Below are 15,649 nucleotides of genomic sequence, written 5' to 3' on the forward strand. Positions count from 1 at the left end.
CCCCTCCAGAGGCCGGGCTGCACGCACGTGTCCTCGACCACCTGGGCACCGCCATCTGCAGCGGTGAGATGGCCGCGGGCTCCGTCCTCAGCATCGACGACCTGGTCGACCGCTGCCAGGTCTCCCGTTCCGTGATCCGCGAGGTGCTGCGGGTGCTCGCGTCCATGGGGCTCATCGAGAGCCGGCGCCGGGTCGGCATCATGATCCAGCCCGCCAGGGCGTGGAAGGTCTTCGACCCCCAGGTGATCCGCTGGCGGCTCGCCTCCGACGCCCGGATGGCGCAGATGCGCTCGATCACCGAGCTGCGCACCGCGATCGAGCCGCACGCCGCCTGGCTGGCCGCCGAGCGCATCGGCGACGACGAGGCCAGCGAATTAGTGGGGGTCGCGGCGAAGCTGTGGGCCGCCGGCAAGGCCGGCGACGACGCGCGCTTCCTCGTCCTGGACATCGACTTCCACCGGCGGGTGCTGGTCGCCTCCGGCAACGAGATGTTCGAGGAGCTGCAACTGATCGTCGCCGAGGTGCTCGCCGGCCGTCACCACTACCACCTGATGCCCCACTACCCCGACGAGGAGGCGTTGCAGCTGCACACCGACGTGGCCCACGCGATCCAGCGGCGTGACGGCGAGCGGGCCAGGCGGGCCATGGTCGGGATCATGGAGCAGGGGTTCGCAGAGATGAGGTCGATGTGGGAGCGCACCGCCGAGCCCGGCGGCGCCTGAAACCGCTCAGCCCGTCGCCGAGCCTTGCGGCGCGGCTCTTCAGCCCGTCGCTGAGTCGCGCATGCGCCCGTGGGCGTCGTGCGGCAGGTCGGCGTAGTGCCACTGGTGGTCGCGGGCCTGCCGGCACGCCGTCTCCAGGTCGCCGCCTTCGATCGCGGCCAGCAGTTCGGCGTGGTCGCGCACGATGTCGTGCAGGTCGACCTCGGTGGCGACCATCGTGACCGAGGTGCGCGCCTCGATCTGCAGGCCCTCCCAGGTGAGCTTGAGCAGCTCGTTGTGCGCGGCCTCGACGATGTGGCGGTGGAAGGAGACGCTGGCCCGCGCCGACGCCTCGCTGTCGCCGGCCTGCGCGGCGGCCCGCATCGCCTCCACCTCGGCACGCATCGCCTCGACCGGCACGGTGCCGGCCAGCAGGGCCAGCCGGGTGGCGCTCTCCTCCAGCGCGGCCCGCACGACATAGCTCTCGCGCAGCGTCTCCTGGATGAAGGGCCGGACGAAGGTGCCCCGGCGCGGCTGGGTCTCGACCAGCCGCATGGCCTCCAGCTCGCGCAGGGCCTCGCGCACGGGCGCCTGGCTCGTGCCGTACGTGGCAGCGAGCCGCGTCTCGACCAGCCGCTCACCGGGCCTGACCTGGCCTGAGACGATCCTGCCCACCAGCGAGTCGCGGATCTGCCTGGCCAGCGTGAGGCGCGGCAGCTTGGAGGGCTCTTCGGTCACGGGGCGATCCTACCGATGTCGGAGAAGCCTTGACGCACTGCTGTCGATAATCAATTATCGATAATCAGTGAGGAGGCCGCACATGGCGATCCAGGCGGTGCACGTACCGGAGTCTCTCGACGATGTGATCGCCTGCTCCGCGCGCGGCGGCCGGATCATGGGCGGGGGCACCGCCCTGATGCCCCTCGTCAACAGCGGGGCCGCGGCCGTGACCGAGCTGGTCAGCCTGCGCCGCGCGGGCCTGTGCGGCATCGAGGTCGCCGAGGGTGTGGCCACGATCGGGGCGGCGGCCACGCTCGCCGCCGTCGGCGAACATCCCCGTCTCGCCTTCCTGCGGCCGGCGCTGCGCACGATCGCCTCACCGACCATCAGGAACCAGGCCACCGTGGGCGGCAACCTGTTCGTCGCCCAGCCGTACGGCGACCTGGGCGTCTGCCTGCTCGCCCTCGACGCGACCTGCGAGATCGCCGGCCCGGACGGCAGGAGAGACGCGCCCGTGGCCGACGTCCTGGCCGCCGGGACGGCCGCGGGCGAGGTCGTCGCCGCGATACGGATCACGCTCCCGGAGCCGGGCGCCTGGCACTACCACAAGGCCATGCGCCGCCGCCTGAACTCGGCGTCCATCGTCACCGTCGCCTCCGTCGCCGCGCCCGGCGGCCGCAGGATCGTGCTGGGCGGCGTCGCCCCGCGTCCCGTGCGCGCGTTCTCCGCGGAACGCCTGCTGGACGGCCGGCCGCTCACCCCGGAGAACCTCACCGAGGCGGGCGAGGCGGCCCGCGCCGACATCGACCCCTTCGACGACGCCTACGCCAGCGCGTGGTACCGGGCCCGGGTCCTGCCCGTCCACCTGCGCCGCGCCTTTCTCCCTTGAAGCTCCCTGAAGCTCCCTGAAGTTCCATCGAAGCGCCCGCACCGGAAGAGGTGGGATCGTGCCGTCACAGATCGTCTCGCTCGTCGTCAACGGTGAACGGCGGGAGTTCATCGCCGCGCCGGGGGCCACGCTGCTCGCCTGCCTGCGCGAGTCGCTGGGGCTCATCGCGGCCAAGCGCGGCTGCGCGCAGGGCGCCTGCGGCACCTGCACGGTCCTCGTCGAAGGCCGGCCCGAGGCCTCCTGCCTGGTCCCGGTGGAGACCGTCGCGGGCGCCTCCGTCCGCACGCTGGAGGGCGTCACCGCCGGAGGCGAGCTGGACGAGGTGCAGAGCGCCTTCATCGACTGCTTCGCCACCCAGTGCGGCTTCTGCACCTCCGGCATGATCATGGTGGCCGAGGCGCTGCTGGAACGGAACCCCGACCCGAGCGAGGACGACGTGATCGAGGCCGTCTCGGGCAACGTCTGCCGGTGCACCGGCTACCGGCCCATCGTGATCGCCATCATGGAGGCGGCCAGGCGGCGCAGGGAACGGGCGGTGCCTCGATGACGTACCGGCTCGCCCCCATCGACACCGGCGCCTTCGCGGCCGAGCGGGACGACACCGGCCTGACCGTGGTCGGCTCGGTGGTGCAGCGTTCCGACGCGCGCGGGCATGTCACCGGACGCACCGAGTTCTTCGAGGACGTGGCCCCGCCGCGGCTCGCGCACCTCAAGATGCACCGCTCGGCCCGGCACCACGCGAGGATCGCCGGCGTGGACGTGACCGCGGCCCTGGCCGTGCCCGGCGTGCTGCGCGTCCTCACCCACGCCGACGTCCCGAACAACGTCTACACCGTGCTCAAGCTGATCGGCGTCGAGCCGGACGACGAGCCCGTCCTCGCCGTGGACAAGGTGCGCTACCTCGGCGAGCCCGTCTGCGCCGTGATCGCCGAGACCGAGGCGGCCGCGCTGGACGGAGCGGCCGCGGTCGAGGTGTCGTACGAGGACCTGCCGCACGTCCTCGACGTCGAGGAGGCGCTGGAGGAGGGGGCGCCGCTGGTCAACGAGTACCAGGGGCAGAACCACTTCGTCTACGAGGGCCACCACTGCAGGCGGATCCGGTTCGGCGACGTGGAGGCCGCCTTCGCCCGCGCCGACCACGTCTTCGAGTGGCGCTACCAGTCGTCGCCCATCGAGCAGGCCCCCGTAGAGACCACCGGCTGCGTCGTCGTCCCGCAGGCCGACGGGCGGCTGCGCATCCACTCCGACACCCAGGCGTGCTTCTTCACCCTGGACAACACCGCGCTGATCCTCGGCACGCCGTTCAACAGGCTGCGCATCGTGGGCGGGACGGTCGGCGGCGGCTTCGGCGGCAAGGTGGACGTGGTGGTCGAGCCGATCGCGTGCGTCGCCGCGATGGCGGTCGACCGCCCCGTCAAGTTCGTCTACGACCGGGCCGAGGAGATGCAGGTCTCCTCGCCGCGCGCGGCCGAGCGCATCGTCATCAAGGACGCCGTGATGGACGACGGCCGTGTCACCGGCCGCAAGGTCACCCTGTACGTCGACGCCGGCGCCTACGCCCGTCACAGCCCGTACGGCACCACCAAGGCCGCCGCGCACCTGCCCGGCCCCTACTCGATCCCGAACGTGTGGGCCGACTGCCACTGCGTGTTCACCAACCGCACGCCGTCCAGCGCCATGCGCGGGTTCGGCGTGACCATCGCCGACTTCGCGCTGGAGTCGCAGATGGACCGGATCGCCCGCGCGCTCGGCATGGACCCGCTGCGGCTCAGGCTGATCAACGCCTACCGCGACGGCGACGTCAAGGCCCACCGCAAGATCGCCGAGGGCACGGCCCTGGTCGAGGTGATCCAGAAGGCGGCGGAGCTGGCCGGGCACGACCTGCCCGAGGACTGCCGCAGGATGTCCTCCACGACCCGAGAGGGGCTGTAGCGATGGCGAAGCTGCGCGGCCGCGGGTTCGCGTCGGTCAACTACCCGACCGGCATGAACCTGGGCGGCGACCCCTCGCAGGCGCTGATCCACGCCACGACCACGGGCACGTTCGTGGTCTCGCTGTCCTCGGTGGACCTGGGCCAGGGCATCAAGACGATCGCCGCTCAGTGCGCCGCCGAGACGCTCGGCCTGCCGATGGGCAACGTGCTCGTCGACACGGCCGACACCGACACGGGCCCTCACTGCATGGGCACCTTCGCCAGCCGCGGCAGCCACCGCGTCGGCAACGCCGTCATCATGGCCGCGGCCGAGGCGCGCGGCGTGATGCTGGAGGTGGCCGCCGAGGAGCTGGAGGTCGACGCCGCCGACCTGGAGACCGACGGCAGCGGCTACATCATGGTCAGGGGCGCGCAGGACAAGCGCGTCCACGTCACCGACCTGGCGATGGCCGCGCACTTCAAGCACGGCAGGACGATCTCGGGACGCGGCGTCTACCTCAAGGAGCCGAGCGTCCCGGTGCCGGAGACGGGGGAGATGGACCCCGACTCCTGCCAGGCGCACGCGTGCACGGTCGCGGTCGTCGAGGTCGACGACGAGACCGGGGTGGTCGAGGTGCTGGAGCTCTTCAACGCGTACGAGGTCGGCCGGGCGCTCAACCCCGCCATGGCGACGCAGCAGGTGGAGGGCGGGGCCTGGATGGGCGTGTCGCACGCCCTGTTCGAGACCACCGAGCCGTACTACCCGCTGCGCGACCACGGGCCCCGCGACTTCTCCGCCTACCTGATGCCCGGCCCCGCCGACATCCCGTCGCAGCACAGCGTGATCCTGGAACGCCCGGCCGCGAACGGGCCGTACGGCGCCAAGGGGATCGGCGAGATGACGGCGAACGCCCCGATCCCGGCCATCGCCAACGCGATCTTCGACGCCTGCGGTGTGCGCCTGACGTCGATGCCGTTCACCCCGGAAAGCGTCCTGCGAGGGCTGGACGCCTTGAGGATGGAGGAACCATGTTGAAGGTCATGTCGCTGCTCAAGCGCGCCGAGGGCCTGTCCCACGACGCGTACGCGAAGTGGGCGGTGGAGGAGCACGTCGCGTTCGCCAGGAAGCTGCCGGGCCTGCGCAGGTACACGGTCAACATCGTCAACGGCGACGACGGGCCGTACGACTCGGTGCACGAGCTGTACTTCGACGACGAGGACGCCCGCGCCGCCGCGTTCGGCTCCGAGCACGGCAGGGCGGCTGCGGCCGACGCGTCCGCGCACACCTCGTCCCGCGTCCACCTGCTGACCACCGAGCACGCGCAGCTGTGACCCCCGGCCCCCGCGAGCTGGCCGCGGCGCTGGAGGGGGAGGGGTATTTCGCCGACGAGGGGCTGTGCACGGCCGTCCACCTGGCGCTGCGCCTGGGACGGCCGCTCCTGCTGGAGGGCGAGCCCGGCGTCGGGAAGACCGAGGTGGCCTCGGTGTTGTCGCGCATCACCGGCCTGGAGCTGATCCGCCTGCAGTGCTTCGAAGGGCTGGACTCCGGCCAGGCGCTGTACGAGTGGGACCACCCCAAGCAGCTCCTGCACGTCCGGGTGGCCGAGAGCCGCGGCGAGGACCCCGGCGACCTCTACCGCGAGGAGTTCCTGCTGCGCCGACCGCTGCTGCGCGCGGTGCGGGCCGAGCAGGGCGCGGTGCTCCTGATCGACGAGATCGACCGGGCCGACAACGAGTTCGAGGCGTTCCTGCTGGAGTTCCTCGGCGACCACCAGATCACGATCCCGGAGCTGGGCACCGTGCGGGCGGGCACGCCGCCGATCGTGGTGCTGACCTCCAACCGTACGCGCGAGCTGCACGACGCGCTCAAACGCCGCTGCCTCTACCACTGGATCGCCTTCCCCGAACCGGGACGCGAGCGGGCGATCCTGCGCGCGACCGTGCCCGGCCTGGAGGAGCGGGCGGCCGACGGGCTCGTACGGGCGGTGCAGCGCGTACGGCGGCTCCCGCTGCTCAAGCGGCCCGGCATCGCCGAGTCGGTGGAGTGGGCCCGCGGCGCCATGGCCCTGGCGGAGGGCGGCGAGCCGTGGCCCCTGGCGCTGCGCAAGGCCCTCGGCCTGCTGATCAAGGACGAGGAGGACACCCGGCTGCTGCTCGGCCACGCGGAGGACGTGTTCAGCGATGCCTGACACTCGCTCCGCCGGTCCCGCGGGGCTCGCCGCCGATCACCTGTGGGGTTTCCTGGTCGCGCTGCGCGAGGCGGGGCTCCGTACCGCGCCGGCCAAGCGGGCGGACCTGCTGCGGGTGATCGCGGAATCGCCGCCGTCCGGCATGGCCGCGCTGTACTGGTCCGCCCGGATCATCCTGCTCCAGGACGTGGCCGACCTGCCCGCCTTCGACCGCGTCTTCGACGCCTGGTTCCGCGGCGCCCGTACCGATCCGCCGGTCCTCCGGGACGACGGCACGCCGTCCCTCGGGGGGCCCGGCGAGGAGGAGCCACCGGAGCACGAGGCGCGGCCGGGCGACGGGACAGAGGCCAGCGCCCTGCGCACGTACGGCACGCGGGACCTCGGCCGCACCCGCGAGCGCACGCTCATGCGCGCGCTCGAAGCCGCCTGGCCCGCCGCGCTGCCCGTCACCCCGTCGAGGCGCCGCCGCCCGTCCAGGTCGGGTGACCGGCTGGACGTGCGGCACGCGTGGCGGCGCGCCCACCGCCACGACGGGGAGATCATCGACCTGCGCCGCCTCGCCCGCCCGCGCCGGCCCCGCCGCCTGCTGATCCTGGCCGACGTGTCGGGCTCGCTGCGGCAGCACACCCCCGACCTCCTGCGCGTGGCGCACACCGCGCTGCGCGCCGCGCCGGCCCGTACCGAGGTGTTCACCTTCGGAACAAGGCTCACGCGGATCACCGCCGCGCTGTCGCACCCGCACGCCGACCAGGCGCTGAGGTCGGTGTCGGAGCTGGTCACCGACGCCGACGGCGGCACGGCGATCGGCGCGTCGCTGCACCGCTTCCTGGCCGACCCGCGCTTCGCGGCGCTCGCCCGCGGCGCGCTCGTGATCGTGCTGTCCGACGGGCTCGAACGCGGCGACCCGGGCCCCATGGTCCGCGCCACCGCCCGCCTGTCGAGACTCGGCCACCGGCTCGTCTGGTGGTCGCCGCTGGCTTGCTCGCCCACCTACCGCCCCGCCACCCGCGCCATGTCCGCCCAGCTTCCGAGCCTTGACCACCTCGGCGGCGTCCGCGACCTGGCCACCGCGCTGGCGGAGGTGCGCCGCCTGCCCGCCGTCCTGTCCGGCCGCCGCCGCGCCGCGGCACGACACTGGCCCGCCACACCTCCGGGAGCACCGCGATGACCGGGATCGTCGACTCGCACCACCACGTCTGGCGGGCCGCCGACCTGCCCTGGCTGCAAGGGGAGATGGTCCCGCGCATCTTCGGCCCGTACGAGGCGATCCGCCGCGACTATCCCGTCTCCGAGTACGTCGCGGAAGCGGCCCCCTGCGGCATCACCTCGGCCGTCTACGTCCAGGCCAACTGGCCACTCGACCGCTCCGTCGACGAGGTGCGCCGGCTGCGTGACGTCCATGCCGAGACCGGCTGGCCTGCCGCCGTGGTGGGCTGCGCCGACCTCTTCGCCGACGACGCCCCCGACGTCCTGCGCCGTCAGGCCGCCCTCACGCCGCTCGTGCGCGGCACCCGGCTGCAACTGCACTGGCACGAGCGACCCGAGTTCCGATTCGCCACCGCGCCCGACCGCATGAAGGACCCCGTCTTCCGGCGCAACCTCGCCGCGGTCGCCGACCTCGGCTGGCTGTTCGAGCTGCAGGTGTTCCCAGCCCAGCTGGCCGACGCCGCCGCCCTGGTGGCGGACTTCCCCGGGATGACGTTCGTGCTCGTCCACGCCGGGATGCCGGTGGACTTCGCCCCGCCCGCCGCCGCGGAGTGGACCCGGGGGCTGACACTCCTCGCCGAACATCCCAACGTCGTGGTGAAGCTCACCGGCCAGGGCACGTTCGTGCACCGCGTGGACCGGCCGCTCATCGATCGGGTGGCGACCACGTGCCTCGACCTGTTCGGCTCCGGCCGCTGCATGTGGGGCAGCAACTTCCCCGTCGAGAAACTCTGGACCGACCTGCCCACCCTGCTGTCCACCTGGCAGGACGTGCTCGCCGGGCGGTCCGCCGGGGAGATCGGCGACGTCTTCTCGGCGACGGCGACCCGCGTCTACGGGCTCTGAACGGCCAGGCCCTTGTCAGGGGCGTCGGCTCGCGACCGCCCCGCTGCGTGCCGTCCGCGGGCGCCGGACATTGACATCCTGCGCCGGTTGTCTGCATTGTCTGCTCAGCAAGGAAGGTGATCGCGTGTCCCATCCCGGTGACGGCTCCGCTCCGGGGCGGACTCCCGCGTGGCGCTACGCCATCGGGATGTTCGGCACGTCCATCCCGATCAACATGATCAAGGGATCGACGATCCTCTTCTACGTCGACATCCTCGGGCTGGACGTACGCGCGTACGGCGTCGTCATGGTGGTGTACGCGGTCATCGACGCGGTCGACAACCCCCTGCTCGGTCACCTCTCCGACCGCACCAGAAGCCGGTTCGGCAGGCGCCGGCCGTGGTTGCTCGCCGGCGCGCCGATGCTCGCGGCCTGCATGGTCGCCTTCTTCTCCGCGCCGGACTCCCTGGACGGCATGGGGCTCGTGCTCTGGTTCGCCGTGTTCGCGATCCTGTGCGAGGCTTTCGACTCGATGCTCAACGCGAACTACGGCGCGCTGCTCCCCGAGCTCTACCCGCGTGAGCGCGACCGCGCCGTGGCCAACAGCCTGCGCCAGGGCTTCCAGCTCGTGGCGCTCGTGATCTCGCTCGCGGTCACCCCGGTGCTCACGACGAGCGTCTTCGGCACCGAGGAGTCCACCCAGGGCTTCCAGACCACCGCGATCATCTACGGCGCGATCGCCCTCGTCGTGATCGTGTTCATGGCGCTCGGCGCACGCGAGCGTCCCCGCTATTCCACGCGAGAGCGGCCCAAACTGCTGCCCAGCGTGTGGTCGATCGTACGCAACCCGATGTTCTGGACGGTCGGGCTCACCGGCGCCTGCTACGGCGTGGCCATGGCGCTCGTGTTGTCCGGCATCCAGCTCTACGTGCGCTACTCGCTCGGGCTGCCCGTCGGCAACGCGCTCTACCTGCAGGGCATCGTCATCCTCATCTCGGCGGGCGGCCTCGTCGTGTGGACGCGCGTCGTCGCGCGCCGCGGCGCCCTGTGGGCCTGGCGGCTGGCCTTCGCGGTCCTCGCGGCCGGCTTCGCCGCCCTGTTCCTCGCCACCGGCCTCGTCACCGCGATCGCCGCGGGCGTGCTCGTCGGGGCCGGCTGGTCGGGCATGCTCGCCACGAACGACCTCATCGTCGCGCGTGTGCTGGACGCCGACGCGGCCCGCAACGGGGAGCACCGCGAAGGGCTCTTCCTGTCCGCGTTCGGCTTCTTCGGCCGGCTCAACGGGATCGTGACCGGGCTCGCGCTCACCTCTCTCGGCGTGTTCTTCGGCTACAACTCCGGCGACGACCCGGGCGCCGACCCCGGGTTCGCGTTCCGGGTGTACCTGTGCGTGTACCCGTTCGTGCTGACAGCGATCGGCGCGGTCGCGGCGCGGTTCGTCTCCGTCCCGATCGAGACGCCGCCGGAGGCGTCCGAGCCGGCGGGGCCGCCACCCCAGGCCCCCACGGGCGGGCCGCCCACTGACGGCGCGGACGAGCCGGCCGCGGAGGCTCCGCGATGAGCCGCCGCCTCGTGATCACGGCCGACGACCTCGGCAGGGAAGCGGGCACCACGGAGGTCATCCTCGCGCTGCTCGCCGAGGGGCACGTCACCGCGACGACGCTCATCTGCGTCTCGCCCGCCGCGGAGCGGGCCGCGTCCGAGGTCGGCGAGCTCGGCGTCGTTCCGCGGCTGCACCTGACGCTCACGAGCGAGCGCGGGCTCCCGCGCTGGCGGCCGCTCAACGGCGCGAAATGCCTGGTCGACCACGACGGTACGCTCCACGACGATCCGTTCGTCCTGGGAGCCCGGGGCGAGGCGCGGCACGTCGTGGAGGAGGCGGACGCGCAACTGCGCTGGATGCGCGGCCGGCGCCTGGCGCCCGAGGCGGCCGACTCCCACGCCGGCACCCTCTACGGCCTGCACGGCCGGTCATGGCTCACCGAGACGCTCGAATGGTGCGCACGCCACGGCCTGGCCTTCCGGCTGCCGCGCGACCCCGGGCCGTACATCGGCGCGCCGCTCCCGCCGCAGCTCGCGCAGGTGCACGAGCGCGCCGTCGCCCTCGCCGACGCGCTCGGCGTGGCGATCCCGCAGACGATCGCCACCAACCGGCGCACGGCGGACGAGCTCGGCGCCTACGAGCGGCTCAGGGACGACTACCTCCGCCGCCTCGCCGCGCTTCCCGAGGGCACGAGCGAGCTGTTCCTGCACCCGTCCCGCGAGGACGCGGTCACGGGACCCGACGGCGTCGTACGCGCATGGGAGGCCCGGTTGCTGCGTGACCCCGTCTGGCACGACGCGCTGCAGAAGGAGGGCGTCGAACTCGCGGCAGGCTGGTGGGACTGAGCGGCGCGCGCCGCGTCCCCGCGATCCGCCACCGGGGCCCCGCGGTCCGTGGCTCACTCGCAATGCGGTTGCGTCCTGACAGCCGTTGACGCGGATCATCGGGCGGGAGGATGATCCGCGAGTGGTGCCAGGACCGACGCTCGCATGCCGCGCACTCAGCTGCCGGGCGGGCGGGCGCACGATCATCGAAGACCTCACCCTGGAGTTCGGCCGAGCCGAGCGGGTGGCGCTCATGGGCCCGTCCGGATCCGGGAAGACCACGCTGCTGACCACGCTGGCCGGGCTGCTCCCGCCCGCCGCCGGCCGCGTCCTGGTCGGCGGCGTGCCCCTGGACGAGCAGCCGGAGCTGAGGGCCGGGCTGGCGCTCGTCTTCCAGTCGTACGGGCTGCTCAGCCTGCTCACCGCCGCCGAGAACGTCGAGGTGGCGCTCAGGGCGGCGGGACGGGCGCCGAGCGAGGCGGTACGCCTGGCGGCGCAGGCGCTGGAGCGTCTGCGGGTCGCGAAGTTCGCCGGCCACCTGGTGGAGGAGCTGTCCGGCGGGCAGCAGCAGCGCGTCGCGGTGGCCAGGGCCCTGGCGCTGCGGCCCCGGGCACTGTTGGCCGACGAGCCGACGGCCGAGCAGGACGAGACGCACCGCGCGCTCGTACTGGACGAACTGCTCGCGGCGGCGGACGGCGGCACCACGCTGGTGGTGGCCACGCACGACCCCGAGGTGGCCGAGCGCTGCGACCGGGTGATCGAGCTGCGCGCCCATCGCCGGCGGTCAAGGAGCGCCCTGTGAGCGTCGTCAGGTGCGACGGGATCGTGCAGATCTACAAGGCGCAGGACGTCGAGGTCGTCGCGCTTCGCGACGTGGACCTGACGATCGACGCGGGCGAGACGGTCGCCCTGCTCGGCCCCTCGGGCGCGGGCAAGTCGACGCTGCTGTGGCTGCTGGCCGGGCTGCTGCGCCCGAGCGCGGGCCGCCTGTGGATGGACGGCGTCGACCTCGGGCGGCTCGACCAGCGCGGGCTGGACCGGCTGCGGGCCACGCACATCGGCATGATGCTGCAGAACCCCGCCCGCAACCTCATCGGCTACCTCTCCGCCGCCCAGAACATCACCTTCGCCCAGCGCGCCGCCGGACACGCCCGCCTCGGCGCCCGCTCAGGCTCCCGCCCCGGTGCCGGATTCGGCTCCCGCCGCAGTGCCCGCGTCCGGGCCCGCGCCAGGGCCCGCGATCTGCTGGCCCGGGTGCGGCTGGCGGACGCGGGCGGCCGCCCGGCGGGGCGGATGTCCGGCGGTGAGCAGCAGCGCCTCGCCCTGGCCGTGGCGCTGGCCAACGAGCCCAAGCTGCTGCTGGCCGACGAGCCCACCAGCCAGCTCGACGAGGAGTCCGGCGCGCGGGTGATCGAGCTCATCAAGGACGTCGCCGCGGCCGACGGCACGACCGCGGTCGTCGTCACGCACGACACCTCGGTGAGCGAGGCGCTGAGCCGTACGGTGACGATCAGGGACGGCCGGGTCGGCGCGGAGGGCCGGCGCGGCGAGGACTTCGTGGTCGTCGGCCGGGAGGGCGCCGTACAGGTGCCGCCCGAATACCACCACCTGCTGCCGCCCGGCTCCATGGCGAGGATCGAGGAGCTCGAGGACGGCATCGCGCTCAGGAGGGCCGAGCCGTGATCCTGCGCGGCCTCTGGGAACGCCGTACGCTCTCGCTGGTCGTCCTGCTGATCGCGGTCGTGCCGATCGCGGCGGCGGCCGTAGGGCCGATCTACGCGGCGGCGGCCGCCACGACGATCGCCAGGGACGCGGTGGAGACGGCGCCCCTGGAAGGGCGCGGCTGGCGGTACACGACCACCCAGGGCGGCATCGACGCCAAGGTCGCGGCGTTCACCGCGGGCGCGGACTTCACCGGCCCGCCGGTCCTCGGGATGGAGGCGAGCAGCGGCCGGCCGGGAGACCGGCGCGCGTTCTCGCTGGTCTGGCAGGACGGGCAGTGCGAGCACCTGCCGGTGGCCGAGGGCCGCTGCCCAGGCGCGGCCAAGGAGGTGATGGCCAGCCAGGCGTCCGGGTTCAAGGTGGGGGAGAAGATCAGGCTGTCGGCCGTGGTGGACGTCGAGTACACCCCCACCGGCCGCGAACCGGCGCAGCTGACCGTGGTCGGGATCTACCGGCCGGGGCAGGCCGGCGACCCGTTCTGGTTCGGCAGGACGTTGTTCTCGCCCACAGGGGAGCCGGGCGAGGACAAGGCGGACGCGCTGTTCACCGTGCCCGAGACGCGGCTGGAGACGTACAACATCTCGGGCGACGTCTCCGGCACCGTCTCGGGCGGGCAGGACGAAGAGGCGGGCTGGACCGACTACGCCATCGTCCCCATCGTCACCGACCGGCTGGACGGCGCCGACGTGGCCAAGTTGACCGCGATGCAGGCCGCGGCCGAGTCCGCGGGCCGCAACTCGGGCGACATCGTCTTCTCCCGGGTGGCCGACACGCTCAGGGCCGTCACCGCGGGCACCGGCGCGCTGGGCGTGCCGACGCTCCTGGTGATCGCGCAGGTGGTGACGCTCGGCTGGATGTTGCTCTTCCAGACCGTGGGCGACCTGGTCAGGGCGCGTGGCGCGGAGCTCGCCCTGGCCCGCCTGCGCGGGCACGGGCGGGCGCGGGTGTGGTTGTTCGCGCTGGCCGAGCCGCTGCTGCTGCTCGCCGCCGCCGTGCCGCTCGGGCTGCTGCCGGGGTACGCCGCGGCGGGCGTGATGATCGGCGCGCTGCTGCCGGAGGGCATTCCGGCGACCTTCCCGCCGGAGGCGGCGCTGGCCGGCGTCGCGGCGATGCTGGGCGGCGTGCTCGCGGCGGCGATGGCCGCCTGGCGTACGGCGACGCGGCCGGTCACCGAGGAGTGGCGGCGCACCCCGCGCCGCACGGCCCGCGGCTGGGTGCTGGACGCCGTGGTCCTCGCGGTCACCGCGATCGGCCTGGTCGAGCTGCTGGCCACCGGCCTGGTCACGGACGTGTCGGGACGCAGCTCCGGCGCGCTGGCCGTGCCGGGGCTGCTCGCGCTCGGCGTGGCGCTGCTGGCGGCCAGGGCGCTGCCGCTGCTCGCCAGGCGGCTGTTCGGGGTCACCAGGCGGCGCGGCGGGCTCGGGCCGTTCCTGGCGCTGCGGCAGGTGGCCAGGGGACCGGTGGCCACGGGCAGCGTGATCGTGCTGGGAGCGGCGTTCGGGCTGGCCACGTTCGCGGTGTCGGCGTGGAGCGCCACGTCCGGCGACTACGAGGAGACGGCGCGCTTCCACAACGGCGCGGCCACCGCGATCACGGTCCGGCCGGTCGAGCCGGGCAAGCTGATCGCCGCCGTGGCCGCGGCCGACCCCGGCGGCGGCACCGCCGCGCCGGTGATCAAGGTGCCGGGCCCGCCGCAGCTGATCGCCACGGACCCGCGGCGGCTGGCCGCCGTGGGCGCGGCCTGGCGGCCCGGCCTGGCCGGTGGCGTGACCCTGGCGCAGGCCGCCGCCAGGCTGCCGACCCCGGACGAGCCGCGGGTGTGGGTACGCGGCGACAGGCTCCGCGTGGAGGTGGCGCACGACCGGCCCTCCAAGGGCTGGGCGATCAAGCTGTTCGTCACGTTCCGGGTCCCCGGGCAGCTGCGGCCCGCCCAGCTCCCGCTCGGCGAACTCGCGGGGCGCTCCGGCGTGCACGAATGGAACCTGCCGCCGGCCTGCGGCCAGGCCCGGTGCGAGCTGCGCGCCTTCCGCGGGCAGCCCGTCCCGCCGGCGCAGTTCGAGGAGTCCGCGTTCGTACGGGTGAGCGTCACGGGGATGGCCGTACGCGACCAGGGCCGCTGGCGCTCCCTGCGCCTGCCGCGATGGGAGCCCAACGTGGGCCAGAGCGACGGCGCGTTCGCGGTCACCATGGTCGGCAACCAGACGTTGCGCCCCGCCACGTACGATCCGCAGCCGCCGGCCGTCGCCGTCGGGCAGATCGGCGACCGCGTGGTGCCGGGGCTCGACCACGCCTTCGACGGGCCGGTGCGCACCGTCGTCGCGTCCGGCGCCGCGCCCGGCCTGACCGACGTGGGCGTCCTGGTGAATCTGGAGCAGGCCGACCGGATGGCGTACGGAGTGCACGAGAAGGCCTCGTACCAGGTGTGGACCGGCTTGACGGACACGGCGGCGCTGGAGCGGGAGCTGGAACGGCAGGGGTTGTCGGTGGTGTCGCGGCGGCACGTGGCCGACCTGACCGCGTCGTTCGCCGGGCAGGGCCCGGGGCTCGCGCTGTTGCTGCTGCTGGCCTCCGCCCTGGCGGCGGCCGCTCTGGCGCTCGGGCGCACCGTGCTCGCCCTGCACACCTCGGCGCGGAGGCGCGCGTACGAGCTGGCCGCGCTGGAGGCGTCGGGCGCGAGGGTGGCCTCGCTGCGGCTGGCGCTCCTGCTGGAGCAGGTGATCACGATCGCGGCGGGCACCCTGGCCGGGCTGCTGGCGGGACTGGTGGCGGCGCGGGTGGCGCTCGGAAGGATTCCGCAGTTCACCTCCCCGCCCGTCACGCCGCCGCTGCCGCACGAGGTGGCGTTGGCGCCGGTCGCCCTCGTCGCCGGCGCCGCCCTGCTGGTCAGCCTGCTGGCCGCGGCGGTCGTGTCGGAGCTGCTGCTGCGCGGGATCCGCGTGGAACGCCTGCGTGACGCCCCCGCCTGACCGTCCGGGCCCGGTGCCGACGGCGCCTGGGGCGGGGCCCGTGACCGTCGGTCTGACGGGTGGTGGGGCCGCCCGGATAACGTTCCGCGAACGTTCACCCTGCGCTTTAGTGAGCAGGTCTACCGAAACAGGGTCATAGTCGGCAGAATCCA

At 73.6% G+C, this 15,649-nt stretch carries 15 protein-coding genes; 14 read left to right on the forward strand and 1 reads right to left on the reverse strand.

What is annotated here, in order from left to right:
• The first annotated feature begins 17 nt into the window (after positions 1-17).
• Positions 18-722 (forward strand): FadR/GntR family transcriptional regulator, encoded by a 705-nt coding sequence (locus tag E1267_RS18365; protein ID WP_425465086.1) that lies wholly within the window; start codon positions 18-20, stop codon positions 720-722.
• Between the two features lie 39 nt (positions 723-761).
• On the opposite strand, the gene E1267_RS18370 is transcribed toward E1267_RS18365, so the two are convergent.
• Entirely contained in the window at positions 762-1,439 is a 678-nt protein-coding gene (locus E1267_RS18370) for a GntR family transcriptional regulator (protein ID WP_132333797.1), read from the reverse strand.
• 82 nt (positions 1,440-1,521) lie between these two features.
• Here E1267_RS18370 and E1267_RS18375 point away from each other — a divergent pair, with 82 nt between their 5' ends.
• The 13 genes from E1267_RS18375 (at position 1,522) to E1267_RS18435 (ending at position 15,497) form a co-directional block, all read left to right on the forward strand.
• A complete protein-coding gene (locus E1267_RS18375) occupies positions 1,522-2,310 on the forward strand; it encodes an FAD binding domain-containing protein (RefSeq protein WP_132333798.1) in 789 nt (262 codons plus the stop codon).
• A 58-nt stretch (positions 2,311-2,368) separates the two neighbouring features.
• A complete protein-coding gene (locus E1267_RS18380) occupies positions 2,369-2,857 on the forward strand; it encodes a (2Fe-2S)-binding protein (RefSeq protein ID WP_132333799.1) in 489 nt (162 codons plus the stop codon).
• Positions 2,854-4,242, forward strand: a complete 1,389-nt coding sequence (locus E1267_RS47295) for a xanthine dehydrogenase family protein molybdopterin-binding subunit (protein ID WP_132333800.1) — start codon at positions 2,854-2,856, stop codon at positions 4,240-4,242. The genes E1267_RS18380 and E1267_RS47295 overlap by 4 nt, the downstream gene beginning before the upstream one ends.
• A 2-nt stretch (positions 4,243-4,244) precedes the next feature.
• Entirely contained in the window at positions 4,245-5,258 is a 1,014-nt protein-coding gene (locus E1267_RS47300) for a xanthine dehydrogenase family protein molybdopterin-binding subunit (protein ID WP_132333801.1), read from the forward strand.
• On the forward strand, positions 5,252-5,554 hold the full coding sequence (locus tag E1267_RS18395) for an EthD family reductase (RefSeq protein WP_132333802.1): 303 nt from the start codon (positions 5,252-5,254) through the stop codon (positions 5,552-5,554). Before E1267_RS47300 ends, E1267_RS18395 begins: the two co-directional genes overlap by 7 nt.
• On the forward strand, positions 5,551-6,411 hold the full coding sequence (locus E1267_RS18400) for an AAA family ATPase (protein WP_132333803.1): 861 nt from the start codon (positions 5,551-5,553) through the stop codon (positions 6,409-6,411). Before E1267_RS18395 ends, E1267_RS18400 begins: the two co-directional genes overlap by 4 nt.
• Entirely contained in the window at positions 6,404-7,579 is a 1,176-nt protein-coding gene (locus E1267_RS18405) for a VWA domain-containing protein (RefSeq protein WP_132333804.1), read from the forward strand. Before E1267_RS18400 ends, E1267_RS18405 begins: the two co-directional genes overlap by 8 nt.
• Positions 7,576-8,463, forward strand: coding sequence for an amidohydrolase family protein (locus E1267_RS18410; RefSeq protein ID WP_132333805.1), 888 nt, complete (start codon positions 7,576-7,578; stop codon positions 8,461-8,463). The genes E1267_RS18405 and E1267_RS18410 overlap by 4 nt, the downstream gene beginning before the upstream one ends.
• Positions 8,464-8,587: 124 nt before the next feature.
• The gene (locus E1267_RS18415) at positions 8,588-10,003 is read left to right on the forward strand and encodes an MFS transporter (RefSeq protein WP_132333806.1); all 1,416 of its coding nucleotides are present in this window, start codon (positions 8,588-8,590) and stop codon (positions 10,001-10,003) included.
• Complete coding sequence (locus tag E1267_RS18420; RefSeq protein ID WP_132333807.1) at positions 10,000-10,830, forward strand: carbohydrate deacetylase; 831 nt, start codon at positions 10,000-10,002, stop codon at positions 10,828-10,830. The genes E1267_RS18415 and E1267_RS18420 overlap by 4 nt, the downstream gene beginning before the upstream one ends.
• A 121-nt stretch (positions 10,831-10,951) precedes the next feature.
• On the forward strand, positions 10,952-11,611 hold the full coding sequence (locus E1267_RS18425) for an ATP-binding cassette domain-containing protein (RefSeq protein ID WP_132333808.1): 660 nt from the start codon (positions 10,952-10,954) through the stop codon (positions 11,609-11,611).
• On the forward strand, positions 11,608-12,492 hold the full coding sequence (locus E1267_RS18430) for an ABC transporter ATP-binding protein (protein ID WP_132333809.1): 885 nt from the start codon (positions 11,608-11,610) through the stop codon (positions 12,490-12,492). The genes E1267_RS18425 and E1267_RS18430 overlap by 4 nt, the downstream gene beginning before the upstream one ends.
• The gene (locus E1267_RS18435; RefSeq protein WP_132333810.1) at positions 12,489-15,497 is read left to right on the forward strand and encodes an ABC transporter permease; all 3,009 of its coding nucleotides are present in this window, start codon (positions 12,489-12,491) and stop codon (positions 15,495-15,497) included. Before E1267_RS18430 ends, E1267_RS18435 begins: the two co-directional genes overlap by 4 nt.
• The last annotated feature ends 152 nt before the right edge of the window (positions 15,498-15,649 follow it).

This window comes from Nonomuraea longispora, assembly GCF_004348345.1.
Lineage (GTDB): Bacteria > Actinomycetota > Actinomycetes > Streptosporangiales > Streptosporangiaceae > Nonomuraea > Nonomuraea longispora.

Bases quoted from the DNA above. Each gene is read 5' to 3' on its own strand.
- E1267_RS18395 (WP_132333802.1), top strand. From the start codon at position 5,252: ATGTTGAAGGTCATGTCGCTGCTCAAGCGCGCCGAGGGCCTGTCCCAC.
- E1267_RS47295 (WP_132333800.1), top strand. From the start codon at position 2,854: ATGACGTACCGGCTCGCCCCCATCGACACCGGCGCCTTCGCGGCCGAG.
- E1267_RS18410 (WP_132333805.1), top strand. From the start codon at position 7,576: ATGACCGGGATCGTCGACTCGCACCACCACGTCTGGCGGGCCGCCGAC.
- E1267_RS18375 (WP_132333798.1), top strand. From the start codon at position 1,522: ATGGCGATCCAGGCGGTGCACGTACCGGAGTCTCTCGACGATGTGATC.
- E1267_RS18420 (WP_132333807.1), top strand. From the start codon at position 10,000: ATGAGCCGCCGCCTCGTGATCACGGCCGACGACCTCGGCAGGGAAGCG.
- E1267_RS18405 (WP_132333804.1), top strand. From the start codon at position 6,404: ATGCCTGACACTCGCTCCGCCGGTCCCGCGGGGCTCGCCGCCGATCAC.
- E1267_RS47300 (WP_132333801.1), top strand. From the start codon at position 4,245: ATGGCGAAGCTGCGCGGCCGCGGGTTCGCGTCGGTCAACTACCCGACC.